Source organism: Bradyrhizobium sp. AZCC 1693 (assembly GCF_036924745.1).
Lineage (GTDB): Bacteria > Pseudomonadota > Alphaproteobacteria > Rhizobiales > Xanthobacteraceae > Bradyrhizobium.
Window position 1 is genome coordinate 4220075 of the sequence record NZ_JAZHSD010000001.1, and the last position, 24675, is coordinate 4244749.

The 24675-nt window shown below is 58.8% G+C and carries 25 protein-coding genes and 2 pseudogenes; 9 read left to right on the plus strand and 18 right to left on the minus strand.

The genetic code is table 11. The features are described from left to right. Positions 1 to 723: 723 nt before the first annotated feature. Complete coding sequence (locus tag V1293_RS20155; protein WP_334511614.1) at positions 724 to 942, minus strand: hypothetical protein; 219 nt, start codon at positions 940 to 942, stop codon at positions 724 to 726. A 61-nt stretch (positions 943 to 1003) separates the two neighbouring features. After that, positions 1004 to 2434 (minus strand): OpgC domain-containing protein, encoded by a 1431-nt coding sequence (gene opgC, locus V1293_RS20160; protein ID WP_334511616.1) that lies wholly within the window; start codon positions 2432 to 2434, stop codon positions 1004 to 1006. A 554-nt stretch (positions 2435 to 2988) separates the two neighbouring features. Here opgC and V1293_RS20165 point away from each other — a divergent pair. Beyond that, positions 2989 to 3651, plus strand: a complete 663-nt coding sequence (locus V1293_RS20165; RefSeq protein ID WP_334511617.1) for a response regulator transcription factor — start codon at positions 2989 to 2991, stop codon at positions 3649 to 3651. On the opposite strand, the gene V1293_RS20170 is transcribed toward V1293_RS20165, so the two are convergent. Next, a complete protein-coding gene (locus V1293_RS20170) occupies positions 3646 to 5760 on the minus strand; it encodes an MASE1 domain-containing protein (RefSeq protein WP_334511619.1) in 2115 nt (704 codons plus the stop codon). The two genes, V1293_RS20165 and V1293_RS20170, sit on opposite strands and share 6 nt — an antisense overlap. 1382 nt (positions 5761 to 7142) lie before the next feature. After that, positions 7143 to 7406 (minus strand): hypothetical protein, encoded by a 264-nt coding sequence (locus V1293_RS20175; protein WP_334511621.1) that lies wholly within the window; start codon positions 7404 to 7406, stop codon positions 7143 to 7145. 450 nt (positions 7407 to 7856) lie between these two features. On the opposite strand from V1293_RS20175, the gene V1293_RS20180 reads away from it, so the two are divergent. Continuing rightward, positions 7857 to 8291 (plus strand): cupin domain-containing protein, encoded by a 435-nt coding sequence (locus tag V1293_RS20180; RefSeq protein WP_334511622.1) that lies wholly within the window; start codon positions 7857 to 7859, stop codon positions 8289 to 8291. Positions 8292 to 8771: 480 nt separating this feature from the next. On the opposite strand, the gene V1293_RS20185 is transcribed toward V1293_RS20180, so the two are convergent. The 3 genes from V1293_RS20185 to V1293_RS20195 form a co-directional block, all read right to left on the minus strand. Then, entirely contained in the window at positions 8772 to 9008 is a 237-nt protein-coding gene (locus tag V1293_RS20185; protein ID WP_334511624.1) for a DUF6894 family protein, read from the minus strand. Positions 9009 to 9672: 664 nt separating this feature from the next. After that, complete coding sequence (locus V1293_RS20190; RefSeq protein WP_334511626.1) at positions 9673 to 9966, minus strand: GYD domain-containing protein; 294 nt, start codon at positions 9964 to 9966, stop codon at positions 9673 to 9675. A 362-nt stretch (positions 9967 to 10328) separates the two neighbouring features. Next, on the minus strand, positions 10329 to 11168 hold the full coding sequence (locus V1293_RS20195) for a substrate-binding periplasmic protein (RefSeq protein ID WP_334511627.1): 840 nt from the start codon (positions 11166 to 11168) through the stop codon (positions 10329 to 10331). Between the two features lie 428 nt (positions 11169 to 11596). Here V1293_RS20195 and V1293_RS20200 point away from each other — a divergent pair, with 428 nt between their 5' ends. Together V1293_RS20200 and V1293_RS20205 are read left to right on the plus strand one after the other, a co-directional pair. Next, complete coding sequence (locus V1293_RS20200; protein WP_334508877.1) at positions 11597 to 12517, plus strand: tyrosine-type recombinase/integrase; 921 nt, start codon at positions 11597 to 11599, stop codon at positions 12515 to 12517. 12 nt (positions 12518 to 12529) lie between these two features. After that, positions 12530 to 13750: an IS91 family transposase gene (locus V1293_RS20205; protein ID WP_334508880.1), complete on the plus strand. Its 1221-nt coding sequence runs from the start codon at positions 12530 to 12532 to the stop codon at positions 13748 to 13750. 421 nt (positions 13751 to 14171) lie between these two features. Here the strand turns inward: V1293_RS20205 and V1293_RS20210 are convergent. Next, positions 14172 to 15430, minus strand: a pseudogene (locus tag V1293_RS20210) (winged helix-turn-helix domain-containing tetratricopeptide repeat protein); the annotation flags it as partial. Positions 15431 to 15529: 99 nt separating this feature from the next. Beyond that, positions 15530 to 15796: pseudogene (locus tag V1293_RS36190) on the minus strand (adenylate/guanylate cyclase domain-containing protein); the annotation flags it as partial. Between V1293_RS36190 and V1293_RS20215 the strand changes: the two are divergent. Both V1293_RS20215 and V1293_RS20220 read left to right on the plus strand, forming a co-directional pair. Then, positions 15714 to 15962, plus strand: a complete 249-nt coding sequence (locus tag V1293_RS20215; RefSeq protein WP_334517082.1) for a hypothetical protein — start codon at positions 15714 to 15716, stop codon at positions 15960 to 15962. The pseudogene V1293_RS36190 and the gene V1293_RS20215 overlap by 83 nt on opposite strands. A gap of 196 nt (positions 15963 to 16158) precedes the next feature. Further along, positions 16159 to 16395, plus strand: coding sequence for a hypothetical protein (locus V1293_RS20220; RefSeq protein WP_334511628.1), 237 nt, complete (start codon positions 16159 to 16161; stop codon positions 16393 to 16395). A gap of 7 nt (positions 16396 to 16402) precedes the next feature. On the opposite strand, the gene V1293_RS36195 is transcribed toward V1293_RS20220, so the two are convergent. The 3 genes from V1293_RS36195 to V1293_RS20230 form a co-directional block, all read right to left on the minus strand. Further along, positions 16403 to 16636: a DUF6894 family protein gene (locus V1293_RS36195; protein WP_442894256.1), complete on the minus strand. Its 234-nt coding sequence runs from the start codon at positions 16634 to 16636 to the stop codon at positions 16403 to 16405. Between the two features lie 1038 nt (positions 16637 to 17674). Continuing rightward, positions 17675 to 17818, minus strand: a complete 144-nt coding sequence (locus tag V1293_RS20225; RefSeq protein ID WP_334511630.1) for a hypothetical protein — start codon at positions 17816 to 17818, stop codon at positions 17675 to 17677. Between the two features lie 560 nt (positions 17819 to 18378). Further along, a complete protein-coding gene (locus V1293_RS20230) occupies positions 18379 to 18582 on the minus strand; it encodes a hypothetical protein (RefSeq protein WP_334511632.1) in 204 nt (67 codons plus the stop codon). A gap of 38 nt (positions 18583 to 18620) precedes the next feature. On the opposite strand from V1293_RS20230, the gene V1293_RS20235 reads away from it, so the two are divergent. Both V1293_RS20235 and V1293_RS20240 read left to right on the plus strand, forming a co-directional pair. Continuing rightward, positions 18621 to 18830 (plus strand): hypothetical protein, encoded by a 210-nt coding sequence (locus V1293_RS20235; protein WP_334511634.1) that lies wholly within the window; start codon positions 18621 to 18623, stop codon positions 18828 to 18830. 51 nt (positions 18831 to 18881) lie between these two features. Further along, positions 18882 to 19091 (plus strand): hypothetical protein, encoded by a 210-nt coding sequence (locus V1293_RS20240; RefSeq protein WP_334511636.1) that lies wholly within the window; start codon positions 18882 to 18884, stop codon positions 19089 to 19091. Between the two features lie 59 nt (positions 19092 to 19150). On the opposite strand, the gene V1293_RS20245 is transcribed toward V1293_RS20240, so the two are convergent. The 4 genes from V1293_RS20245 to V1293_RS20260 all read right to left on the minus strand — a co-directional run bounded on the left by V1293_RS20245 (position 19151) and on the right by V1293_RS20260 (position 22038). Next, on the minus strand, positions 19151 to 19381 hold the full coding sequence (locus V1293_RS20245) for a hypothetical protein (RefSeq protein ID WP_334511637.1): 231 nt from the start codon (positions 19379 to 19381) through the stop codon (positions 19151 to 19153). A 710-nt stretch (positions 19382 to 20091) separates the two neighbouring features. Then, complete coding sequence (locus V1293_RS20250; protein ID WP_334511638.1) at positions 20092 to 20247, minus strand: ABC transporter substrate binding protein; 156 nt, start codon at positions 20245 to 20247, stop codon at positions 20092 to 20094. Positions 20248 to 20375: 128 nt separating this feature from the next. Then, positions 20376 to 21407 (minus strand): hypothetical protein, encoded by a 1032-nt coding sequence (locus V1293_RS20255; RefSeq protein WP_334511640.1) that lies wholly within the window; start codon positions 21405 to 21407, stop codon positions 20376 to 20378. Beyond that, positions 21376 to 22038 (minus strand): ParA family protein, encoded by a 663-nt coding sequence (locus V1293_RS20260; RefSeq protein ID WP_334511642.1) that lies wholly within the window; start codon positions 22036 to 22038, stop codon positions 21376 to 21378. Before V1293_RS20260 ends, V1293_RS20255 begins: the two co-directional genes overlap by 32 nt. Positions 22039 to 22519: 481 nt before the next feature. On the opposite strand from V1293_RS20260, the gene V1293_RS20265 reads away from it, so the two are divergent. Beyond that, complete coding sequence (locus V1293_RS20265; RefSeq protein WP_334516808.1) at positions 22520 to 23137, plus strand: tyrosine-type recombinase/integrase; 618 nt, start codon at positions 22520 to 22522, stop codon at positions 23135 to 23137. Between the two features lie 121 nt (positions 23138 to 23258). Here V1293_RS20265 and V1293_RS20270 read toward each other — a convergent pair whose 3' ends face one another. Beyond that, the gene (locus V1293_RS20270; protein WP_334511643.1) at positions 23259 to 23534 is read right to left on the minus strand and encodes a hypothetical protein; all 276 of its coding nucleotides are present in this window, start codon (positions 23532 to 23534) and stop codon (positions 23259 to 23261) included. 584 nt (positions 23535 to 24118) lie between these two features. Beyond that, positions 24119 to 24658, minus strand: coding sequence for a copper chaperone PCu(A)C (locus V1293_RS20275; RefSeq protein WP_334511644.1), 540 nt, complete (start codon positions 24656 to 24658; stop codon positions 24119 to 24121). Between the last annotated feature and the right edge of the window lie 17 nt (positions 24659 to 24675).

Here is a 24675-nt window from a genome sequence, read left to right on the forward strand (position 1 = left end):
CTACACTGGCCGCCCAAGCAGACCTGCTGAAGGTCAGCTAAGGGTCAATCGCGTCGATTTGACTGCGTACCGCCGACTTCCGCTCTGCCCCCGTCAACTGACATCGTCAGGTCGGCCCGGCAGGTCCGTTTCGTCACATGAACGGACGATGCCTTAATTGCCGCACTAGCGCCGTGGCTGACCGCCACCACAGGGAACAACAATTACTTGCCTTGCACACTTGCCTGGAAGCGCCTGGAGCTGATGTTCGGGTCGTGGTGCTGCGCGAAGGCGCTATCGTGCTAGAGTGTAGCAATGCAGGCCAAGGCCTGAAGCTACATCGCGAGCAAGTCGAGGCGTTGTGGCCGGTGGATAATGCGTTCGGGCAATTGGACCCGAGCAGTAGCAGGCATTGAACTTGGTCTCCAAGCACCGGGATCGGCCTTATCGGGCTGGCTGATCACCGCGTTGGATCAAGGTGAAGCCCGAAGTCGCCGGCCATGCACCGCGCCAAAGATGCGTTCTCATGATCGGTGCGGCCACGTATGGGATCGTTGGTTCCAGGAATTCCTGACCAAGATGGCATATCATCCGCCGAAGTTTCCAACCGAGCACCAGACCGAGCAGCTGTTGGAGTGGGCCGAGCGTATCGGCAGCCCGACTCAAATTAGGAAAGGAGCCCTCGCAGAGGGTATCCGCTGATTTCAGCTGACATTCGCAGCATGGTGTCCGGTTTGTCGTGTACTAGGTCCGCTTGCGCACGCCAGTGGAAGCGGTCTCGTGTGCACGCACCGGGGCGCAGGTCGTGACTACGAGCGCAAACCGGCTGCACTGCCAGTCCGCGCCGAGCGCGGCGCTGGTGGGTGATGTCAGGTTGACCGACAGTAACGCCGCTAGGCCGGCAAACATTACGTATGTCGCGATCAGCACCGCTCCCTTGTGGGTCCTTGGGTGGGAAATCATGGCCTTGGCTCCTGTATGATGGCCGGAAGAGGAAAGGGCAGGCTCCACAGTCCCTTGTGATCTAATTCACATCCTGGCCCACATTTTCCGCTAGTGGCCCGAAGGCGTGCCCGATGGCGGGCACTGGACCAGCGCGGCAGCCGGACTCGCGCACCGTAGCAAAAAGCATCTTTATTCGATCAACCTCGTCGGCACGGGCGAGCAGCATGGACGGAATGTCAACGCCGAGCGCCTTGGCTGTCTTGAGATTGATGACCAGCTCAAACTTGGTTGGCTCCTCGACGGGCAGGTCGGCGGGCTTCGCGTGCTGCCTGGGTTTGATCTTGATCAAGTTGCGCAGCGTCGCCACCACGATCATGACCAGGACGCCACCAACACTGAGCGCGATCTGCATCATGAGCCCCTCCGAGATGTTGAGCAGCGCCAGGTGGCTGGCGAGCGTCAACAGAACGCCGAGGCAGTAGATTGGCAGCGAGTTCTGGCCGCAGAGTATGGCGCCGCGCATCACCGCCGTCGTCAGCCCCCGCCAATCGCGAGGCACGAACCATACGACCAAAACCACAAGTGCCAAAAAATGCAGCAGTCGCAGTGGATCGAGATTCGATTTGTCCATCGGGTAAAGCAGCGTCAGCAGCGCCTGCGGGACCAGCGCTTCCAGCGGTTTGATGCTCCAGCTCAATGCAATGATGAGGCTGAACACCAGATAGAGAACGGCAGCCACAAGCGCCGTGCGTGAGGTCACCGACGGCCGGAATCTCCTGCCCTCGATGATCCACCACGCGCCAAGCACAAACGGCAGCTGCCAGGCCAGCGGATTGAAGAACCAGTGGTTGTTCGGCCATGCCGGGATGGTCCAGCCGAAAGCGTGCACCAGTGCGTAAAGCAACAGCGACGCACCGAGCGTTGCGTTCGGCACTCGCAGCAGCAGCCACAGCAGCGGCGCGAACAAAAGGTGATAAAGCACGAAGAGCGGCAAGACGTCGGTGTTGACGGGGCGGTATTGCAGGATCGCCGCATGCGCGAGCGTCACGCCCGGCTGTTCCAACAGAATGCGCGTATTGCTCTTGTCGGCAAGATGGCCGCCGCCTGCGAGGTGCACCATGACGGCGCAGGCGAGCGTGAGCAGCAGAAATGCGACATAAATATCCCAGCTTCGCCACAGCGTTCGGCCGATCACGCTGGTCCAGCCCCCGCACCGCCATGCCTTGCCGTAGGCCAGCGCGCAGGTCACACCCGAGACGAACATAAACACTTCCGCGGCATCGCTGAAGCCGTAGTTACGCAGCGTCAGCCAGCTCCCGATGTTGTTGGGGACATGGTCAAGAAAGATGCACCAGAGCGCGATGCCGCGGCAGGCATCAATGCGCAGATCGCGGCCGTAGCCGTTCAGCTCCGGCAGCGCGCCTGCCAATGGCTTCGGGGTGGCAGTTCGATCATGCATGTGGTTGCCCGTCCGGCGTGCGAGCACGCTTCGAGGGACCGAATTTGACAAAAAACATCGCCGCCGCACTGCCGGATCGTACCAACGCCGCAGTCTAGAGCTGCTTCACGCCGAACCCGGCGACGAAAGCTGCGATAACGATCATATGGCGGCGCTTGGTAGAAGATCCTAGCGCGTGAGGCTATCCGTTGACGATCATCGTCAAACGGCACAGCCCGTCAATCAGCCGGAGGTCCACACAGAGAGGTTCTTAGGTCCTATGATCAAGGTACCGTACAGATCTCGGCATCAATTGACATCCGTTAGACGCATCATGGACGTTCACCATTGCGCATGGGCGAAGGAGACTCTGAGTCCGCGAGTCTCGTCGTCCGCACTCGCTTTTTCGGTGTCCTACCGTGAGGTGATTACAATTGTAGCACACAACGGCATTCGGCTCCTACCTTGAGTGGCTGACGGCGAACCGCTGATCGGGCCACGGATGGAGGATGGACGGTTTCGGGAACCAGTCTTCCGCCAGCCTCTTGCTCGCCAAAGACCTGAAGGTGGGTGTATGATTTTCTTTTAATTGGATCTCCGTGCAATGGGATGACGGAGAGCTTTCAATGAAAGTTCTTATTGTCGACGATCATGCATTGATTCGCGAGGCGTTGCGCGCGGTCCTGAAACAGCTGAAGCGAGAAGCCGTCATATTTGAAGCTTCGAACAGCGGTCAGGCAATGCACATAGTCGAAGAACATCCCGACATCAGCCTCATTTTGCTGGATATCAATTTGCCTGATCGAGATGGTTTCTCTGTCCTCCGCGAACTGCGAGACCGCTATCCGACCATTGCTATCATCATTCTTTCGTCCTCGGATGATCAAGACACAGTCAAGCGCGCTTTCAAACTTGGCGCTCTGGGTTTCATCCCGAAAACTACCGAACGAGAGGTGATGCTCAACGCCATTAAGTTAGTGTTCTCCGGCGGTATTTACATTCCCTCGGAAATTCTGGAGGAAACAACGCCTCCGCGGCTTACAAATAAGCTAGAGACGCGCGACTCTCTTGAGGGTCTCGGGTTGACCGATCGGCAGATTGAAGTGCTTGCGCTCCTGATGAAGGGAAAAAGCAACAAGGTCATTGCCAAAACCCTCAATATGGCGGTGCCGACAGTGAAGAACCACATCACGGTCGTTCTCAAGGCGCTCAACGTAACGAGCCGCACCGAGGCAGTAATAAAAGTAGGAAAAATGGGCTGGGAATTGTCGCCGAAATCTCAGTCATAAAGCCGTTCCGGTATCTCTCCTATCGTCACGATCCATAAATAGCTCGTGCATGACAGCGCGGAGCCGCATTGGGTCGACAGGCTTGTGCAGCAAAACGTATCCTCTATCCTTAGCGTCATGTAATGGTTCAGGTGCCGTATCGCCGCTGATGAGAATAGCTGGAATTGATGAACCAAACGCCGCATTAACTTGTTCAATTGCTCGGATCCCGGTCTTTCCGCTCGCAAGATGATAATCCGAGATTATAAGATCGGGGCGTTGTTGACGCTCAGCAAGTCGGATAAGTGCAGCTTCGTCGGATCCGGCGGTAAGGACGGAGTATCCCCATTTGCCAAGCAATCCGCCCATTCCCTCCTGCACAATTGGAGCATCGGCAATAACAAGAATTACCTTGCCTGCAAAAGCTGCGGGGTGAGGTGAGTCGACCGGCTCGGTGGACGTGACGCATTCATCGGCTATCGGAACCAGGATTGCGAATCGCGAACCTCGGCCCACAGTCGAAGCTAAGTCGATTTGATGGTTGAGAAGTAGGCGAAGCCTGTCGACAATAGCCAAGCCGAGCCCCAGGCCGCCGTACCGGTTCCGTTCTGGGGTAGCAAGTTGAAAAAACTCGCCAAAGATATTCTGCTTCTGATCCTCAGGAATGCCGGGACCACTATCCCATACTTCGATGCGCAACATTTCACCGCGCCGACGACATCCGACAATGATCCCGCCCCGCAATGTATAGCGCACAGCATTGGATACCAAATTGAGCAGTATGCGTTCGAGCAGCATGGCGTCGCTCCACACCCAGGCGTCACTTCGCCTAACGCGTAGACGCAAGCCCTTTTTTCGCGTTGCCTGATCAAACGTCGTCTCAATTTTTTGCAACAGGCGCGCGATCGGGAATTCGGTAACTTCGGGTGTAAGGATCCCAGCATCGAGCTTGGAAATATCCAGGAGCGAATTGATCATTTCATCCATTTCTTTGCGCGTTGCATCGATCAGCTCGATCGTCTTTGTCCTTTCCCCCGATTTGAGCGGTGTGCGCAGCTGTGCAACGAACAGGCCTAGTGCATGTAATGGCTGCCGCAAATCATGGCTTGCCATGGCAAGAAAGCGCGATTTTGCTGCATTGGCGAGCTCCAGCTCTTGCGTACGCTCTGCGACCTTCCGTTCGAGTTCGATCTGGGCGCGGCGCAGACTTTCCTCTCCTTTCTTGCGCACCTCGACGTCGGCGCTCAGTAACAAACTTGGAACGGTAATACTGATCAAGAACATCAACACCAACAGGAATGAAGCGTTGAGATCAGTGGTCGTGAAGGGGCCGCCGCCCGTGAGCGTCCCCCAAATGGTGATGCCTGCAAGCACCAGCGCGACCGTTGCGGTGTCACGTGGACCGCGGCGCAGCGCCGCCCACAACAATGGCAGGATCACAAGAAAACCCAATGGATCTCGACTCGGCGTTTGCTCGATCAGGGGGCTGAAAGCAATGAGTCCAACAGCCGTCGCTGTTGCAAGGACGCCCATCGTCTCCAAAAATTCATTGCGGTTGAAAGCATGGTAGTGGCTTGATGCCCAGAGCACAATAACGGGGGCAATGACCAGCGCGCCGGTCACATCTCCCAGCCACCATGTGACCCAGGCGTTCGCGAAATTCGTCCGTTCGATATACCCGGCGGTTGCCAGGCTGGTCAGTCCAATGCTGGCGCTGATCGGTGTCGCGATCACGAAGCAAATCAGAGCAAACTTCGCGACAGAATTTGGCGTCGAAAAAGCATTACATCCGCTCGACCATCGATTGATCAGGTAAGCGCCAACAACCGCTTCAAGAGAGTTACCGGTCGCAATCGCAATTGCGGTGGCAACCGAGCCGGCGGTCGTCGCATTGGCGATCACCGCTGCCGTGAAAATTGCGGGCCAAGCCCGATATCCCCACAACAGCACCGCCGCCAGCGCGACACCCGTCGGTGGCCAAATTGGCGTTGCACTGGGATGAATAGAGGCGAGAGCAAGGCCGCCTTTTGCCAGGGCGAAATAGATCACTCCAATTGCGACCAGACCGCCGGCATAGCTAATGCCTAGGCGGAAATTTATCTCCGGCGTTAGTGATCGTGGATCGGACATCGTCGACGCCTAGACTAGGCAGTTGGATCGTCCACCATGACTGACTCTTTGATCTCCTTGATAAGGATCAAAGATCGCTACTTTCCCGTTTACCAAGCGGTTGATCGACACTCCTACATCCGACCGGTGCGACAATGCAAAACTCGGCAAGATGCGCTTTGATCGAATTGATCACCGCGGTCTGCTGACGGACGAAAGAGATGGCGCGTGCGATGGAGCATCTCAACGCCGCCCCCACAACCCCGGCGGCCACCGCAATCGCCCTGCATAATCGCAATTCGGGTTCGTTGAGGAAACTACCCATTTCGAGTTAGCAGAACGCGCAGCTGGTAGTAAGCTTTTATCCCCGCGAAGTCTGAAAAGGGGTCATTCGCGATCGATCCCGGCGGCGTCCCAGCACGTCCCGCCGCCAACGGACATCAACCCATGAAACGGTCGGCAAACGGCCCAAAGCAATTGCTTGACCATTATCAAGCGGCCGGCCAGGAACTCACCTCCCCGATCCAGTTACTTGAACGCGACCGCACCGCTCGACAGGGCCGTCAGTGAGAGGGATCTTGAAGTCTCGGAACTCGGCCTGCGGGACGCATAATGCGTTGCACGATCACCGATCATGGTTGGGGACCCATTCCTCCGCGGTTGAGTCCCAATGATGGGTGTCGTCGAAGCGTTTCCAGAGTGGCCGCCTTGGTTTGCTTTCACCCTTCTGTCGCTTTGCATTCAGTGCGCTGAGTTGGACGACGAGCGCCCCAGCCATCATCACCCATTCGCGAGCGTTATATCGGGAGTTCCATTTGATTGTCGCGAGCATCGGATGCCTCCTTCAAAGTAAGAAGGCAGCCATCTTAGCCCGGACCAAGAACACAGGGATGTAAAGTACTTCACAGTCAGCCAACATCTTCGACATAGCCGCGGGCGATCCTATCAGGGCATGCGTCTGGCGGGGCTGCCGGAGGGCTGAGTGTCCCAGATCATGTCCTCTCTATCACAATGACCGGACATCATCGGGCGAGGTCGGGCAGGTCCGAAAACCTGCACAACAGCGGAAGTGGCCACCTCATTGCTAACGCGGACGATGCGCTTTTCGAGCCGACCCAATGCCACGGGAATACCAAGTCGTCGATAGTGTACACGCGTGGTTCAGCGTCGGCGGACCGTCTCCAAAAAATTCGAGCAGGGAGGCGGGCGCCCGCCCGTTGCCCAGACCTGGCCGTCAAGGTTGGTATCATTGTCGAATTGAGCACCGTACCACTGGCATCACCGTTTCCGTTCGATGGCGACCGAAGCCCGACCGTTTCGCACAGGGATTACTACGCGCGATCTAGCGAGATTTTGGGATTATTGGTATTGGCTGGGCACCCGGCTGGCTGGGGGAGCCGCACTCAGCGTCGGCCGTTCAATGCTAGCAAATGTTGCACACATGCGGGGATATCTTTCCCCTCGACCCAGCGCTGCTTCAGCTCAGCGGCAATCTCGATTGTGATATCTCGCGACCATCCCTCGGCGGTATTGAACGCAACGATGCGCACCGGATAGCTGTACACGCCGTCCAAGAGGTCGCGGATTACCGTCTCGCGGTAGATATCTTCGGTCTCGCCCCAGGCGCGGCCTACCCAAGCCCCAGAGGCGTCCAGTATGATGTACATGTCATGGTCCGCATCTTGCGGCACGATCGACGGCGAGCGGGGCATAACGACAACGCTCCGAGGTGCGCTTAACCAAGGAGGCTCCAGCTACGGGAGCCATAAGGACCGCACAAAAGAGCTAGAGCGTCTGGTGACGGTGCTGGCTATGCTCGATGCGGCGAGTCGTTCCTAATGGAATTGTGGCAAGCGCTCGGGGCCCCGCGGCGAGCCGAACGAATAGCCCGGGCAATCTACGCCTAGTTCCCGGAAAGAACGACTGCTCAAAAGAGGCAATCCCTTTTTGTCGCCGGTTAGCAAATGCGCGGTCGCGGGAACGTGCCGATTACTTGCGGCAAAGTGGCATCTTCACAGTGCTTGCGGTACGTATGATCCTGCGGATCCCGGCAAAAAAGTGGCAACAAGCTTTGCCGGTGCGCTTTTGATACTTCGTTTAGTTCCTCGAGGTGACCGATGCCGCTTGCGCTTATTGAAACCGGCCGTTCAAACGTGGATCTCATGCCGTCGCCGATTGAGCCATCCTGGATCATTGAAGGCAATCCGGAAGCCCGCTCTCGCGTACTATCGACCAGTGCGGACCGCGCTGCCACGACCCTGATCTGGTCCTGCACCGCGGGCAAGTTCAACTGGGACTACGATGTCGACGAGACGATCATGATCCTCGAAGGATCGATCGTACTCGAGAGCGACGGCTTGCCGCCGAAGCGCTATGGCGTCGGTGACGTGATCTTTTTCCGCAGCGGTGCGCACGCCAAATGGCATGTCGAGGGCTATGTGAAGAAGGTCGCCTTCTTCCGCCAGACCAATCCCTTGGGGCTCGGTTTGGCCGTCCGCGCCGTTAACAAGCTCAAGCGGACATTCTCTGCCTCCCGTCCCTCGGCTTCCTGATTGCTCTTCGGTCATTCGGAGCATTCGAATGTTGCTCGGCCGCGACGTGCGAGCGCCTAGTGGCGGCGGCGCAGGCCGAGACTTCACGCCAACTCGCGATCGTCAATAAGGCCGCACATGACGATAACTAAGGGACAGGCTATGGCAGATTAGACCTGGATCCACGAAGGTGCTCGATCGAGATACATGATAGGGCGATCGGTGAAGATGGCGGCGGCGGTCTGAGTAAGCAGGCTGCAGAACTCCAAGCAACGCGGCGCTGCCAAGTACGTTGGTGGCAGTTGCTCTACATGGGCTTGAATTGCTCTCCGCTCGAGCGCTGGGAATGGGCGCACTATTGCTTACCCCATGCTCCCAACAATATTTGCCTTCACCGTTTGGACCATTTCGGGATTTGCATCCTAGGGAGCCATCGGGAATTGCCGCTATGGGTCAATAGGCGACACAGGGCTTGGGATAAGCCGTCCCCTGAGGCGCGCCTTACTCTTTGAGGGAGGTCGTTTCGACGACTGCCAAGACCCTGAGGACAGGTCCGTCGCCGTCGCGGACCTCAATCACAACGCGTCCATCTGCGTGGCGATAGGTTAAGTCCTTGACGGCTTGACCGACGGTTTTGAGCGCGTCGTTCCGCGCGATGGTGGCGCTGGGCAGTTCCTCGCCCGCTTCGTCTCTAAGGATGCCACTGGCATCGTGGAAATCAAAATAGAACCTTGCCATTAGCCGATCCGCAGTCGTTTCAATGCGCGGTCTTCTAGACAGAGAATTATGAAGCCTCTTTGACGCTTCCGTCTGTCCGGTGGCCGACCGAGAATTGATGTCGCTTTGCGTGGACAAGGACATCTCCGACGTCCCCTTCGGTAGGGTTCTCTTTGGCTGAGCGACCGACTTTCGGCCCACTGGCGCTGCGAGATTTCGTTCGACCAATCGCCGCAGGAACGGCTTTCATCGTGTAGCACCTGGCGCACTCGAAGACGCGGTTCTCGAATCCTCTCATGCCGGGGTCTACACGCTGCAAATCCATGCATTCCCGACACGTCGGGCAGCGAGGACGTTCGGTCGGCAACAGTTGAGGTAATCCATTTCCGCGCATGGACACTCTCCCAGTGAGCTATCCCTGCCTCCCAGTGAGCTATCCCTGCGTTAAAAATATATCAAAAACATGTTGGCGTCTGTACGGTATCCGACAGGAGCTCCTCCAATTCAGGACATAGGACATTTGAGGATCGCAGGTTACCCATGCAGGCCGGATGTCCGTTGTGGGTCATTAGCGTTGTTTTGAAGGTCGGCTTGTCATTTCCGGTCTACCGTCAACTTCAGACATGTCGCTGCGCTGGCCGACGTTATGTGCCAACAACTGACCTTCGTTTTGATTTGCGTTAGCTTACGCAAGTCCCGCGATGATCTTGTCAACGTCCGCTTCCGGGAACACCTTGACCGAAGTCGTCCGTACGTTCCCGATGGCGGCCAGCGACAAGAGAAACTTGGCCATGGCCTCATCGTCGGTGGCCTCGGTGTGGATGATGAGGTCATATGTTCCCATGGCGAGATAGCCGGCCTTGATGTCAACGCCAAACTTTTTGCCCAACTCCCTGGCGGCCGCTCGACGCTGCGGTATTTCCTTGATGGTCCGAACACCTTGCTCGGTGAAATTGCAGAGAAGCATGTACGTGGACATGGCGATTCTCCTTTGACAAAGAAGCAATGGACTTAACGGGTCCACGTCGTGGATTATGCCACACTGCCTGACCCCGCCCAACCACCGAGATCCCTCAGGACGGCTCGAAGCGGCTAGGGGTCACGAGCGTCGTCCGCTGCGATAGACGGCGGCCTGACGATTTCCGCTGTGCCCCGTCAGCGACCAGGGTCGTATGGCGGTGCAATATGTCGCGAAGGGCACATAAGCGGAAGAACTGTTCAGTAGCACAGTGCGGCTTCCTGTCCGTGAGCAGACGCCTTAACGTCAAGGCACCTAGCCTTGCTTGCACCGTGAGGATAGAGCAGTGGTTCGTAGTGTCAGTCGCACCAGGCTTTGCATCCTTACTGGAGACCTGCGCCGGAAGCGGGTAGATGGGTAATGCCATACTTCGCGTAGATCTGCGCTGGTATCCGCTGCTCGACCACTCGTGATACCGCAGCATCCACGGCTGCAAGCAGCGCATCGTCCGCTCGGCGAAGCCCGACTGAAACACTCCAGCGCAGTGCCGGTTCTGGCTCGTATCCGTCGGGTATCCTTACTGCCGTGCTGGGGTGTTCGTGCCGATACCAGCCGACAATCACGGGGTTTGTGGCGCCGACTTCGATTTCGCCTGCCTCGATCGCGGCAATTATGTCTTCTTGAGAGGCGAAGACCGAAACGCGGAAGCCGCGTTTGGCTAGCCACTCGTGCTCGACGGTGCCAACCATGACGCCAATCTTCTGACCGTGCAAATCCTCAAGCCGACGAACCGAAGATCGAGATGAAATGACGAGGACAACACCGCTGTCTGCGTAAGGTCTCGAATAGCGAAGAGGTAGATGGGTTGTCAGCGGCCCGGTAAGTCCCTCCCGATCGTAGCTTGCGGCGGAGGCGACGACGTCCATCAAGAAATCGCAATCCGAGTTCTTAATATCACGGGCGTTTCGAACCCAGGTCACACCGAGCTCAAATCCCATCTCGTGCGCCAAAACTTCCGCGAGTTCGACTTCGAACCCGGCAAGACCGCCTCTATCGGTGAGGTTCGAATAAGGGAGTGCGGATGGGTTGGCGCAGAGGCGTAGGATACCATTCTGCCGCACCTCTGCCAGTGATGCAGCGTCCGCACGGTGTGTTGTGCCTTGGGCGATGAGCGTCGCGAGTATGGCGATAGCAGCACTGCCAGGGATCAGACCATGGGGCATCAACGAGGCTCCAGATTCCAAAGTCGCGCGCCGAGGCAAGTATTCACCCACCTTAAATGGTAGCGGTGTCGTCAGGCGACAACCCGAGTACCGCCGCCTGCCGTCAACACGATCAGTTGCCCCGCTCCTCACATCTGAGGTTCGCATCTAGGCGCGATCGGAAGCGGGCTGCCTAGGTCGCCTTAGGGTCAAAAGGCGAAATCCAGTCTGGCCTGCGTCACTTCCGCTTTGCCCACGAGAACCGACATCGCTCATCGTGCTCGGCACGTCTGAAGTGGGCCAACGCACTAAATCGCTGCGCGATAGCCCGCTGCGCGGGGAGCCCGACCGCGAGCACGGTAGCCGGGGTCAAGATCGTCGATAGCGCGCGGGTCGCCCTGTCTTGAAGATCGAGGTGTCGTCAACCTCATTCAAGACAGGAGTTTCCTATGAGTACGGATGCTGTCAGCCCGCTGCGCCAGCGCATGATCGAGGACATGAATGCGCGCAAGCTCTGTGCGGGCACGCAGAGAGGCCATATCAGCAGTTGCAAGCGGTTCGCGGCGTTTGTGAAGCAGTCCCCCGACACGGCCACACTTGAGGACATCCGCCGCTTCCAGCTGCACCTGGCCGAGACGGGCGCGAGCATCTGCAACCGCAACCGCATCATGACCGGGTTGCGGTTCTTGTTCCGCGTGACGCTGCGCCGATTGGACCTTGCGGCCGAGATCTATCATCTCCGCGAGCCTCAGAAGATCCCGCTGGTGATGAGCCAGGATGAGACGCGGCGCCTGCTGGCCGTCGCCGGCAGCCTCAAGGCCCGCCTCCTGCTCAGCCTCGGCTATGGCTGCGGGTTGCGCGCCGGCGAGGTGGTGCGGCTCAAGGTCAAGCATATCGACAGCGCGCAGAAGATCATTCGCATCGAGCAGTCCAAGGGGCGCAAGGACCGTAATGTCATGCTGTCGTCAAAGACGCTCGATCTGTTGCGGCAATGGTGGAAGGCGCGCCCATCGCGTCACGATGCGCAAACGCCCGTGCCGGAACGCTGGCTGTTTCCCGGCACCAGGGCCGGCAAGCCCATGACCACCCGCCAGCTCAACCGCCTGTTTCATGAGGCGGCCGATGCGGCCGGGATCAGGAAGGGCGTGACGCTGCACGCGCTGCGCCACAGCTTCGCGACCCACCTGCTGGAGGACGGCACCGATATCAGATTCATCCAGGCGCTGCTGGGTCACGACAAACTGGACACGACGGCGCGCTATACCCGTGTCGCCACCGGCATGATCGCGGCGATCGAAAGCCCGCTCGACCGGCTGTCGCAGCCTCGCAAGAGACCCAGGAAGAGCAGGAAGAACCCGCCGCCGGCGTAACGGCCGGGAGCTGTGTCGCGTCCAGCGCTGGAGGTCGCGGATATCTTGCGCGACCACGGGGCGGCGTGGCGGCGCGCCAATGCGGGCCACGTCAGTCTCGGCCAGCTGAAAGTCATGAGTGCGATCGAGCGCTGCCGCACGGCGGCGCTCGGCGGCCATGTGGCGCGCTGCGAGAACGAGACCTGCGCCCACACCGTCATCGCCTACAACAGCTGCCGCAACCGGCACTGCCCCAAGTGCCAGGGCGCTGCGGCCCGCGAGTGGCTGGCCGAGCGCGAGGCCGATCTCCTGCCGGTGCCGTACTTTCATGTGGTGTACACGCTGCCGGCGCAGATCGCCGACATCGCCTATCAGAACAAGGCGGTGATCTACGACCTGCTGTTCAAAGCCTCGGCGGAGACCACGCTCACGATCGCGGCCGATCCCAAGCATCTCGGCGCTCGCATCGGCTTCATGTCGGTGCTGCACACATGGGGTTCCGCGCTGACGCATCACCCGCATGTCCACATGGTCGTGCCGGGTGGTGGCCTGTCGCCGGACGGATCGAAGTGGATCGCGTGCCGACCACGCTATTTTTTGACCGTGCAGGTTCTCTCGGCGTTGTTCCGCAGGCTGTTTCTGGAGATGCTGGTCGCGGCTCACCACGCCGGCCGCCTGCAGTTCTTCGGCGAGCATGCGCGGCTCGCCGATAAGGCTGCATTCGCTGCCTATCTGACGCCACTGCGCGAGATCAATTGGGTGGTCTACGCCAAAGAGCCGTTCGCCGGGCCCAGGCAGGTGTTGCGCTATCTGTCGCGCTACACCCACCGCATCGCGATCTCCAATCGCCGGCTGCTGTCCGCCGACGAGAACGGTGTCACCTTCAAGTACAAGGACTATCGGATCGAGGGGCCCGCCCGCTACAAGGCGATGACGCTGGCGACCGACGAGTTCATCCGGCGCTTCCTGATCCACGTGCTGCCGAAGGGCTTCCATCGCATCCGACACTATGGCCTGCTCGCCAACGGCGCCCGAGCCGCAAACATTGCGCACGCGCGCCAGCTGCTCGCTCAGCCGGCGCGCCCTAAAGAACCCGAGACGCCCGAAGCCGCGATCAACGAACCCCGCGTGCTGCCGCGTCCATGCCCGTGCTGCGGCGCCCGCATGATCGTCATCGAGACTTTTGAGCGCGGCTGCGAGCCGAAGCACCGCCCCACACCGGCGCCGGCGCCGATCAGGATCGACACATCATGAGACCATCGCCGCCGATCAACGACCGCAGTGACAAGCGCCATTCTGGCCGGCTCTCAGCCGGCAGCGCCCACGCTCGCATCGCTGTGCTGGATTCACCAGCAGTCGCGCGACCAATCTTGTCGCGCGACGCGCAGATCGCTCGTTCATACCGACGCACACCCCTACGCGTGGCAGAAACCCGATCATCGCAACCGCTCCGGTCCAGTCTTCTCAGGCCCGAGCCCGCCGCAAAATCCCCATAGCGCCCGCTGCACCGTCAGCGCCCCACCTCCCGCGATTTCGTGCCTTGGCGCTTTTCGGACGCCGGCTGTCCGAGCGTGGAGATGGTCTCGGCATGCCGGCATCCGAAAACCTGCACAACAACGGAAGTCGCGCTTATTCGATCATCTCGTCCCAACGGGCGAGCATCTTTCTGCGATGGTCATTCGGGCAGCCCGGCTTGCCGCAATCCTTCTTCGTATCGCAAAAGGTCTTCGGCCCGCCTAAAAGGGCCCAGCACGGCTTTGAGATTGGAAACACGCAGCACGGGGTTCAGTCGCCGCAGCCGAGCCATGGCCTTATGTGCTTGCTCGGGCCGTCCGGCCATTGCGTTGCTCGCGGCATCGATCCGTAATCCAGGTTGATGGTCCGGATTGTCCTGAAATGCCATTGCCGCCCACGATGGCGCTTCGTCATAGCGGCCCAAGAGGAAATGGGCATACGCGGTACCGTTTCGGATAACCATCACTCGCGGATCAAGTGGGCTCAGGCGCATCGCACGTGCGAAGCGCTCGATCGCCAGTTTCGGTTCCCCGAGGTAGTTTTTCACCCAGCCGCCGCAAAACCACGCCTCGGCCAAATTGGAATTGAGCACAAGCGCGCGATCGATTAAAGTCGCGCCTCCCCCGAGATCGAGAACACCAAACGCCAACGCCCATCCGCTCGCGGCGAGCGCCATCGCATCATCTTTGCCCAGTTCAACCGCCCGCTGAGCGAGCCTCGTCATTTCGGCAATCTCGTTCCCTGTGACGAAATCCAGCCATTGCCCTTGGCATGGGCGTCGCAAGAGGCGGCGCGAGCGTAGGCCGACGCAAAATCTGGGTCGAGCTCGATCGCGCTGTTGAACAGGCGCAATGCCTCGTCGTTCGCTTGCCGACCAGCATACTGATAAAACCTGGCCAAACCGCGCAAATAGAGGGCATAGGCGTCGAGGCTCTCGGTCGGCTTGCGCTTGGCACGCTCGATCTCGGCTTTTTCCACCGCTGGCGCGATCGCCCCGACAACGCTCTCAGTCACCTGGTCCTGCAGATCGAAGACGTCGCTGAGACCACCATCAAACCGTTCCGCCCAAAGATGTGCCCCAGTGGTGGTATCGACGAGCTGTCCCGTGATGCGCACTCGATTTGCCGACTTACGAACGCTCCCTTCCAACACGTAACGCACCCCCAGCTCGCGCCCGATCTGCTTTACGTCGACGGCGCGCCCCTTGTAGGTGAAGCTCGAGTTGCGGGCGATGACGAACAGCGCCTTGAAATGAGATAGCGCCGTGATGATGTCATCGACCATTCCGTCGGCAAAATATTCCTGCTCCGGGTCGCCGCTCATGTTGATAAACGGCAGAACAGCGATGGAGGGCTTCTCGGGGAGCGGAAGGGCGTCATCAACACGCAGGCGGGTCGGCGCGGCTGGCACGGCGCGACCGTATGGGACGCGCCAGACCCGCATCGGTTCGGCGATATTCTTCAAGGATTGCGAACCCAAATCCTCAAACGTTACAACTACCTTGCCACGAATTTGCCGACGTGCGTCGTCCGAAATGCTGATACCGCCGGGCTCAGCGATCCCTTCGAGACGCACCGCAATATTGACCCCGTCACCAAAGATATCGTTCTCTTCGATAATGATATCACCGACGTGAATGCCGATGCGGAGCTCGATCCGCTTGTCCTGCGGGCACGTCGATATTTTGTTCGGCCATGCCGCGTTGAATTTCGTCGGCACATCGTACCGCGTCGACCACGCTGGCGAACTCAGCAATAGCGCCGTCCCCGGTATTCTTAACAACACGTCCGTGATGCTCAGCGATTTTGGGATCGAAAATCGTTCTTCTAAGCGCTTTCAGTCGCGCCAGCGTGCCTTCTTCGTCGATCCCTATCAAGCGGCAAGAGCCCGCGACATCCGCCGCCAGAATAGCCGCCAGTCGCCGCTCATGTGTTTCGGCCGCTCCTCGTAGCCTACCATTTCGCCCTCCTTGGCCGGCGCAAATGGGTGAACTGGCAAAAAAACTGAAGCCTGAGACGTCAATTCCGCGCGGCGATTGGCAGGGCCTCCAGCGGGCTTGCCTGTCTCGTCCAGCGGTGCCGGCTCAACCGGCTTGCTTGTGTCTGCACTGTGTCTGCAAAGCAGTTGCGCGGCCAAATGGGGTCATCATGGATTGGCTGAATTGGTGGATTATCGCCGTGGTGAGCCTTGTCACCCTCTACGTCGCGGCGCGGCTGGTGCTGCGGCACTACTCTCCCCCCGATACCGTGATCTCGCTAAACAGCCCCGCCATGACTCTGGGAAGCCCGCTGATGAGTCCAGCCGCGGCACGCTGTCATGGCCAGGCGATCGGCGCCAGCGCATGGGCGAGTCTGTGCCGCTGCCAGCTCGAGGCCGCCAACTGAGGCGGCCTTAGACGCCTACCCAATACGTATCTTCCGCGCCCTTTCGGGTGATCACCACGCAGGTATTGCCCCTCAAGTTTGGGCGCGCGGCAGCCAGCTCTCTGGCTAGTCGGTTAGCGGCTTGAAAGGCCTCTAGGTCATTTTCAAATGCTAGGCCGCCAGAGTCTTTAGCGTTCTGTGCACCCTGGAGGTCGAAATAATACCGCCCCATCGCGTGCGTCCTAGGTTGAGCTTCAACCATCGGGATATCATGCCTCGAGTATGAAATCCGTTCCGGCACAAAAGTGGAACAATGAATCTTGGTTTATGAGTAGTATTACGGGGAGCGCCCCCGAGGTGGCCTTTCTCTATCTGTTCACGGCGGAATAATTTCCTTGCGTAACTCAAAGGTTTGGTCGCCCCTCGCCACCGAACGAGAACAAACAAAGAAGAGAACGGCCCCGGCGCGGGGCTTAGGGCTAAGGGCGCCAGAGCCGTCCCTACCCCAATACGTACTCTTCCGAGCGCCGAATCACCCTACCGGGATAAAGCGGCAAAACCGTGCGCCGCTCCAGCGCTCACGATAAGCGCCTCCCGCTGAACAGGAATGTATATATATATATATATATTCACAATCTGTTCTCAAAATGCACTCGTCGCAATTCACGATCGCCGGCCCCGCGTTAGCGAGCGGCATCTTTTACCTTCGGTCGGGCAGCTTCCTTCGCTCGCTCGGCTTGCCACGCATCGTAGGCCGCTGTCCCGGGTCTCGGAGGCGCGTCGGCTGGCAGGCCACCCATCCAGCTCGGCATGTCCGCAACCGGATTGCTGCCCGTGCTTGCGCAGCCTGCGATCAGGTTGGTAATGGCGAGCAGAAGTATGAGGCTGGGCTTCATCATTTCAGCTCCAATCCAAGCGCCCTCATTCGGTCGTAATCGGCGCCAGCGGCTGGAGCAGTGGCGTGCGGATCTCCGACCTAGAGCCGATGTTCACCTGCCAAGCTTGCGGCCCGCCATAGCCTCTCCATCCGAACATGACTTAGAACCAACCCTTATACAGACAGAATCCGACCCAGCCGACGAGGGCCGCGATGGCTGCGATGTTCAAGTCTCGTTGTGACATTCACTATCGCGCCGCACGTATCTAAGCACCCATGATGCGATCGCCCCAAATGACCTGACGGCTCCTCGTTCTCATGTCGACCTTTTGCATGCGCCCCGCAGTCCGCTACCGTTAGGCGCCGCAGGCTCTTCCGGTCACCAATTATTCGTCAAGCGGCCCAGCGCCTGATAAACGCTCGCTATCGTTTTCGACCTTGCGTGAGCCCGATCACGCCCGACACCACGAGAGCAAAAGCAACGACAATGGCAAGCGCTTCAAGCGACCATGTGCTCAAAACCTCTAACATCGGCTGAGTCTCCATCAGGCCAGCCGCCTCGTTCATATTAGCTCATCGAAAAGGCGGTCCTCTGCGACAAATCGCATCGCGAAGGCGTTCGCGAATGTAGATGCTCCAGAAAAATGGTTTGAGGAGATCCCGAAGGCGTGTCGTTCGAGTATGAGGTACTGGAATGACCGCGTTGGAGGTACCCTTGAAGGGCTTACGCTTGGCTGGATTTAAATTGTTGTGTGTTCGGCGTCCAGCATTGGGACGCCTTGCCACTTTTTCCCAATGATTTAGTAACCAAAAAAGCTGTCAATTGCTGAACGAGCATGAAGTACGCGAAGAATCTTGCTCATATGTCCATCAGTTCACAGACGACAATTCCGATAGTGACCATGATGCTGGTGGTCCTGGCGCAGCAGCAAGCTGGGGCCGTTTTCTCCTTCCAAAACGAGAATAGGAAAGAAGTTCATTTCCCCGTTGGGGTCCGCACATTAAAGGCGTGTACCATGAACACTCCGGATGAGGACACCGTATTGAAGGCAATTGAGGATGCCAGGCGCATCCTTGGCGAATACATCGCACCAGGGCCGCGCGACGCTACTCAAACAGTGCACCGGCTATTGGCCGTTCTCGATAGAGAGGTAGTTGTCCGCGCCCTTGATCGCATGAAACGGCGCCGGACTATGCGGCTCGTGGAATAGACCCGCCAGCGTGAACAGGCGGGCAAGCAACCCGGCTTTAACTAAATATTTAGACATATCAGTTGGCATTGCTTTGAACTGAACGACTGAGCGATTCTGGAAAGCAGCCTCACGGATCAAGCACTATTGCCTGATCCCATGCAGTCTGGATTGGCACCATGACGTCAGATTTTTCGATTGGCGATCGTGTTCAACTAAGCGCACTCGGCGCATCGCGCTGTCCGCGACTTGCTGACAAGACGGGCACTATCGTCGGGCAGAGCAGCGTCTACGTAAATTGCGCCCGCGTCCTGCTCGACGGAAACAAGTCACCAACCACCGTTCATCGCGACTATCTCGAAGCAATTCTTTCGGTCATTGCAGAGTGAGTGCCTGTAACAATCTATGGCATCGCCGGACATGAATGCGGGGGGACCGCAATGCCATTGTTGGAATTGCTCGCCTGGCTAATGATTGCAGGAGGCCTGTTGGTGCTGATGGCATCCATTGCGCTCGCATTCAGCATAAAGAACGAGGTCGAAACCGACCCAGTTCTGCTTCCTGGAGAGCTGACCTCATGGAGATCACAGCAGCTCCCCACGTCATCGGAGCCGATTTCCAAGACGAAAAAGCCGGACCTCGATTTGTGAAAGGGGGCCCGCCGGCGTGAACCGGTGAGCGCGGGACCGATACCCGCGACCCGGAAACTTTAAAGCGGCAGGGATCCTCCCTCAGCCCAATCGATGACCTCGAACAGCATGCCCCGTCTAAGCATTTCGAATTCCAAGGCCGCTGCGTGTTTCTTCCATTCTGGCGTATCGCGGACCTTGAACGTAGGCTCGCTACCCTGGCGTTCGGCCGCGTCATCGGCAGCCAAAGTACCACGTACGGCGGCGTACATCATCGTGAGGCTGTCATTCGTGAAAGCCTGATAATCCATCTACTCTCCTGCGAAAAAGCCGTCGCTGGTATTCCCGGCGACGGCTCTACTCGATACGCGTGACCACCAGAAGGTCGCGATCACAGTGCGCCTGAAGGGTTAACGCGGCATTTCAAAAGTGCCATAACCGGAAATCCCGTCGACGTCCGGCCAACAATGAAGTACGTCACAGACCGGGTTGTTGAACTGGGCGTGGGCGTGATCCCTTTGGGGAATTACCTTTGTGTTGCGCGCGACGGTCACAGCCGGTCGCCTAGTCTTATCCTCGGTGTAAAGTTTGCCGATGGATCAGCCCGCTGCTGTCTGGTTCTTTCCGTCACCAAGATTCGGCGAGCTTTTCCATAATATGAAAATTACATCTGACCTGTTTCGCGCCTACTTAAAGTGCTCTACCAAGTGCTGGTTGAGAGCCACGAGAGAACTCGCCACTGAAAACAAAGATCCAGAATCGGTAGAGGCGCAAAATCACTCATACCGCGCGACCGAAGTAGCGCGGCTAGGCGGTCTGCCGACCTCACCTTTTCGAACCATCATTGTAGGCAAGCGCCATAGTGACAGGCGCAGTCGGCACGTCCGAAGTGGGTCACGGGCTGCCTTCCCGAATGGGTTGGCGCCACGGCCGGTGTACCCCAGATAGCTGCCGACTTACTGCAGCACCACATTTCTCAGTCGGGCCATTTCCGGACTCATGCATCGCAGCAAAGCAAACCCTATTCGATCACTTCGTCCGCGCGGGCGAGCACCGATGCCGGCAGATCGCGGCCGAGCGCCTTGGCGGTTTTCAGATTGACCACCAGCTCGTACTTGGTCGGCGTCTGCACCGGCAGATCAGCCGGCTTCGCTCCGGCCCTTATCAGCGCAATCATGGGCCATGCGGGAGCGGCCCCAACGTCACCGCCCTCTTCGTCCAAAGCTCCGACGAAGTTGCCGGGCGGTCCTCGCCGGGGCCTCGGGCTCAGTCAAATCGGACGCCAAATGCCCGCGCTGCTTAGCTTTACATTTCTGGATCTGAAATGCGGGTCAGCATCTTCACGTGCGGTCCCGCCCGTTTGAAGATCGGCTCCCAAAAGGCATAGGCCTTCTCGGCGAAACTCGCGCTTACGGTGAACTTCGTGAGCGCCCCCCGATAGGCGGCCTGTCGCCGGCAGCCCTGCCCCTCGACAAGGTGCCAGATGAATTGAGCGACCTGGCGCGCGTACGTGCTCGGACGACCTCGGTGGTTGGGTACGATCTCAAGCCGCATGGTCCCGGTGTCGCGCGTCTCCGGTTCGGTGATATTGGCAAGCCAGATGAAGATTGATGGATCAATGCTCGCGGCATAGCCGTCGCGCTTGAGCTGCTGATTGATCATAGAGAACGCGCTGGCGGCTTCTCTGAAGCATTCGCTCAGGATGAAGTTCGCCTGATTCTCCAGCTTGCCGCTCCGAAGATCGTCCAGCAATCTGACCGCCTCGTCAGTGAGCCGCCGCATGTATCGCAGTTGCGGCTGCCCTGCGCTGTCGGCTGGTTCCTTCTGCACAATCAATTCGACAGCATCCGCGCGGAACTCCGTTGCGGCTTCTTTGAGAACGGCCAAAAAATTGCTTTCAAGACTGGAACCGCCGATGTCTTTCGATGCCGCTTCGCCTCCCACCCGTGTCTCTACGAGGTCCTTTGCATGGTCCAACGCAGCATTCAGGCTGGCTTTGATGTTTTCAAAAGCTCTGTTTTGATAGTCCTTGGCAATCTTCACCATCATCTCGGTGGTAGTGTCGGAATCTAGGAGTTCGTCCTTGCGCGGCGCCGCCGCATTCCGAGGTTCAAGCACCGCAACGGGACTCGGAGCCGTCGCTTGCCTTGCAAGGATTGTTTGATCAGACGTCTTCTCGCCTGTGTGCTCCGATCGCGGATTGGAAGCAGCAATCCCGCTGGACAACACAAACAGGCCATCGTCAACGGCTCGGCTCGCCGCCGCGGTAAGCTCCACCAGCGAGCGTCGCGCACAGCGCGTATGGCTAGCACGCCGCCTTTTTTGCGTGTGGCTCATGATCTAACGACCCCTCGACAAGCTTTTTCAAGACCCAGCGCCACAGCTCACGAACTTCCTCCGAGGCTCTTCCCTCTTGTGCAAACTCGGTCACGCCCAATCCCGTCCCCAGCGCGTCCTGGTGGTCGTTGCGCTGTCCGACGTAGGGAAGCGCTAGCACGCCGAGCGAATTGAGCGAAGTTGCAGCTTCGCTCAAACGGCAGCCCCGCGGTGGCGTCTGATTGAGGACGAACGCAAATCGGCGCTTGAACCTACGAATAGCAATCAGCGTCGGTATTGCAGCTTCGATGTCGGCGGGACTCGGACGCGTCGGGATCAGGCAAAGATCGGCCTTCGTGATGGCGTGCGTGGCCAGCGCATTGTTCGTGGCGGCGGTATCGATGATCGCAAGCCAGATCCCCTCAGCTTCGAGGCGGACCAGCGCCCTTTCTATCTCGGCAGGATCGGCGACCCGAACGACCCGCGGAAAGGGATTGCTGCGCCGCTCCTTCCATTTTGAAATCGTGCCTTGTGGATCAGCCTCGACAAATGCGACGCGCTCCCCGTTCTCCATTGCCGCGACTGCAAGTCCGACGGCCAGCGTGCTCTTGCCGCTTCCGCCTTTTTGGGTGACCAGAGCAAGGACGTACATCTCCTGCGCATCCCCGATAAACAACTACATGAAACGCACGTGTCGTCGAAAAAATTGGGCCTACCAATCGGTAGGCCTACCACTCCCCATCGTGAATCGCATCAAGAGCGAGCGTGGAACTCACAACCAAATCAAGGCCGAGCCACACTAACCATATACTGCGCTATACGTCGCCCAACGCCGGCCGGTCCATACATTTGGGCCACTCGCGGACATCCCACGGCCAAGCCCGAGCGTTTAAAGATGGCGCAAGGTCCGCTCGAGGTTGAGGGACCACCGGATGGAGATCGGAGAACTCTTCGCGGAAAAGGGCGAGCCTCCTCGATAAAATCGATCGGCGTCGGATAACAAGGGATCGCGGATCTCCCCGCGGCTCGTGCCTCGTCCGTGTTCCCTAAGAGCCGCCTTGCGATCAACGGCTGAGGCAACTGCGAGGCATTCTGATCGGTCCCTCCAACAAGGAGATCACGGCAGCGAAGCCATCCCATCCAGCAGTCCACCGCACCGTCAGCCCTGGAACAAGGGCAAGCTGATCGGTGCCAAGCCGCCTTTGCGAGTAAGCCACGTCTGGTCGATCCGGATAAAGCTGCAGCTTGAGGGGCGCACCCGGGACCTCGCGTTGTTCAACCTCGCCATCGACAGCAAGCTGCGCGGCTGCGACGTCGTGGCTGTGCGAGTCGCTGACGTTGCCCCCAACGGCTACTCGCTCGATCGAGCAACGGTCCGCCAGAAAAAGACCGGTCGCCCGGTCCGGTTCGAGCTCACTGAACAGACACGGCAAGCCATCGACGAGTATCTGAGAATGACTCGAAGGAAGCCCGGCGAGTTCCTGTTCGCCGGCCGCGGCACCGGTGCTGGCCTGACGACACGTCAATACGCCTGTCTCGTCGGCCAGTGGATCGCCAGCGTCGGCCTCGACCCGCTCAAGTTCGGCACACACTCGCTGCGCCGAACCAAGGCGACGTTGATCTACCGGCGAACTGGCAACCTGCGCGCGGTACAACTGTTGTTGGGCCACACGAAGATCGAGAGCACGGTTCGATATCTTGGTATCGAAATCGATGATGCCATTGAGATCGCCGAGAAAATCGAGGTCTGAAGTACCTGGGCAGAGCTGCCGTGCTCTGCCCGGCCCCGAAACGGTGAAGATCTGGTCAACAGCGATCATGAGCCAGTCGCCGCCGCTGCGCGCCGCGCTGCCATGCCCAACACTTTCGTTTCTAACGTTGGTCGAGAAGCAGAACTCCTACAACAGAATGACCTTGAAGTTTGTCGAGTATCTGTACTTCAGCGCGCTCGAATGCGGCTTCGCGTAACCCTGCAGAAAGATTGCCGGTCTTTTGTCCCTGAATGCGACGTTCTGCGATCAACGAACTGATACCAACCGCTCCTGCTGCGGCCGCGCTTGCGTCGAAGTACCGTGCATCCAATGCCAGAGCCGCAGGCATGAGATCGAGCGGAGCTAGAGTGCCATCCGATCCGATTTCTCTAACCATGAATCCGGAGCTTTCCGTCCATCCAACGACTGCATCTCCCTCAACGACCGCGCAGAGAACTGCGCTGATGACCGCCCCGCCCGGGGCACAACGGACGTTGGGGCCGAGCTGTCTGTTTACGCTTACGGGCATCCACCGGGTTCCCCGCAGCAAGAGGTGACAAATGGCAATTCGTTGGGTCTGATCGGTCATTGACACGGCACCGCCTGATGTCCGCCCGAGGTCTTCCAGGCAATCCCGGGAGCCTACTGACCCAACTCCAATTTCTCTAGGGGCCTTCATCCGACGGCGGGCTGCAAGATTCGAGGCCGGGATGGCTCCCGCGCGGTGCGCACTAGCGATCAAGTGGCATGACCAATCTGGGCCAATCACGTTATTTTCGGTGCCATCGCCCTCGTCCGCTCATCCCCGGAATAGCGGCGGTCGCAGCAGACGTTCCTCCGGTTCTCTTTCGGGCCAAAACCTAACGTGCCGAATAGGAATGCTCTCAGCGCAAAGCAGACTTGATGTTCCTTATAAGCGCAGCCTCACTGCCGCAGAGGCAAGCCGATCGCAATAAACAGAAGAGCATTCATCTTCGGTCCTTACATCTTCATGCGGGAATGATCGGGCATCTTTTTCATGTCCATCTTGCCGCCCATGCCGGCCCCACCCGGTCCTTGCGCGCCGGCGCTCCCGACATCGAGCGAGACCGTGACCTTGCCGGCCTTCTCGAATTCGAGGGTGACCGGCACCCTGTCGCCCTGTTTCAAGGGCTTCTTCAAATCCGTCATCATCAGATGATAGCCGCCGGGCGCGAGCTTGACCGTCTTGCCGGGTTCGATGGTGAGGCCCTGGTCAAGCGGGCGCATCTTCATCACGCCTTTGTCCATCGACATCTCGTGGACCTGGACGCTTCCCGCCACATCGGCCGATCCGCCCACCAGCCGGTCCGGCGCGCTCCCCTTGTTCTCGATGGTCAGATAGCCGCCGCCGGTTTTCGCACCGCTCGGAGTCGCTCTGCTCCAGGCCTGGCCGATGACGAGATCACCGGCCTTGACGTCTTCCGCGCGCGCGGGCGCGGATGAGAGATACGCCGCCAGGACGCAGGCGAGCGACATCTGGATCAGCTTTCGGATTTGCATCTGGGTTCTCCCTTTAT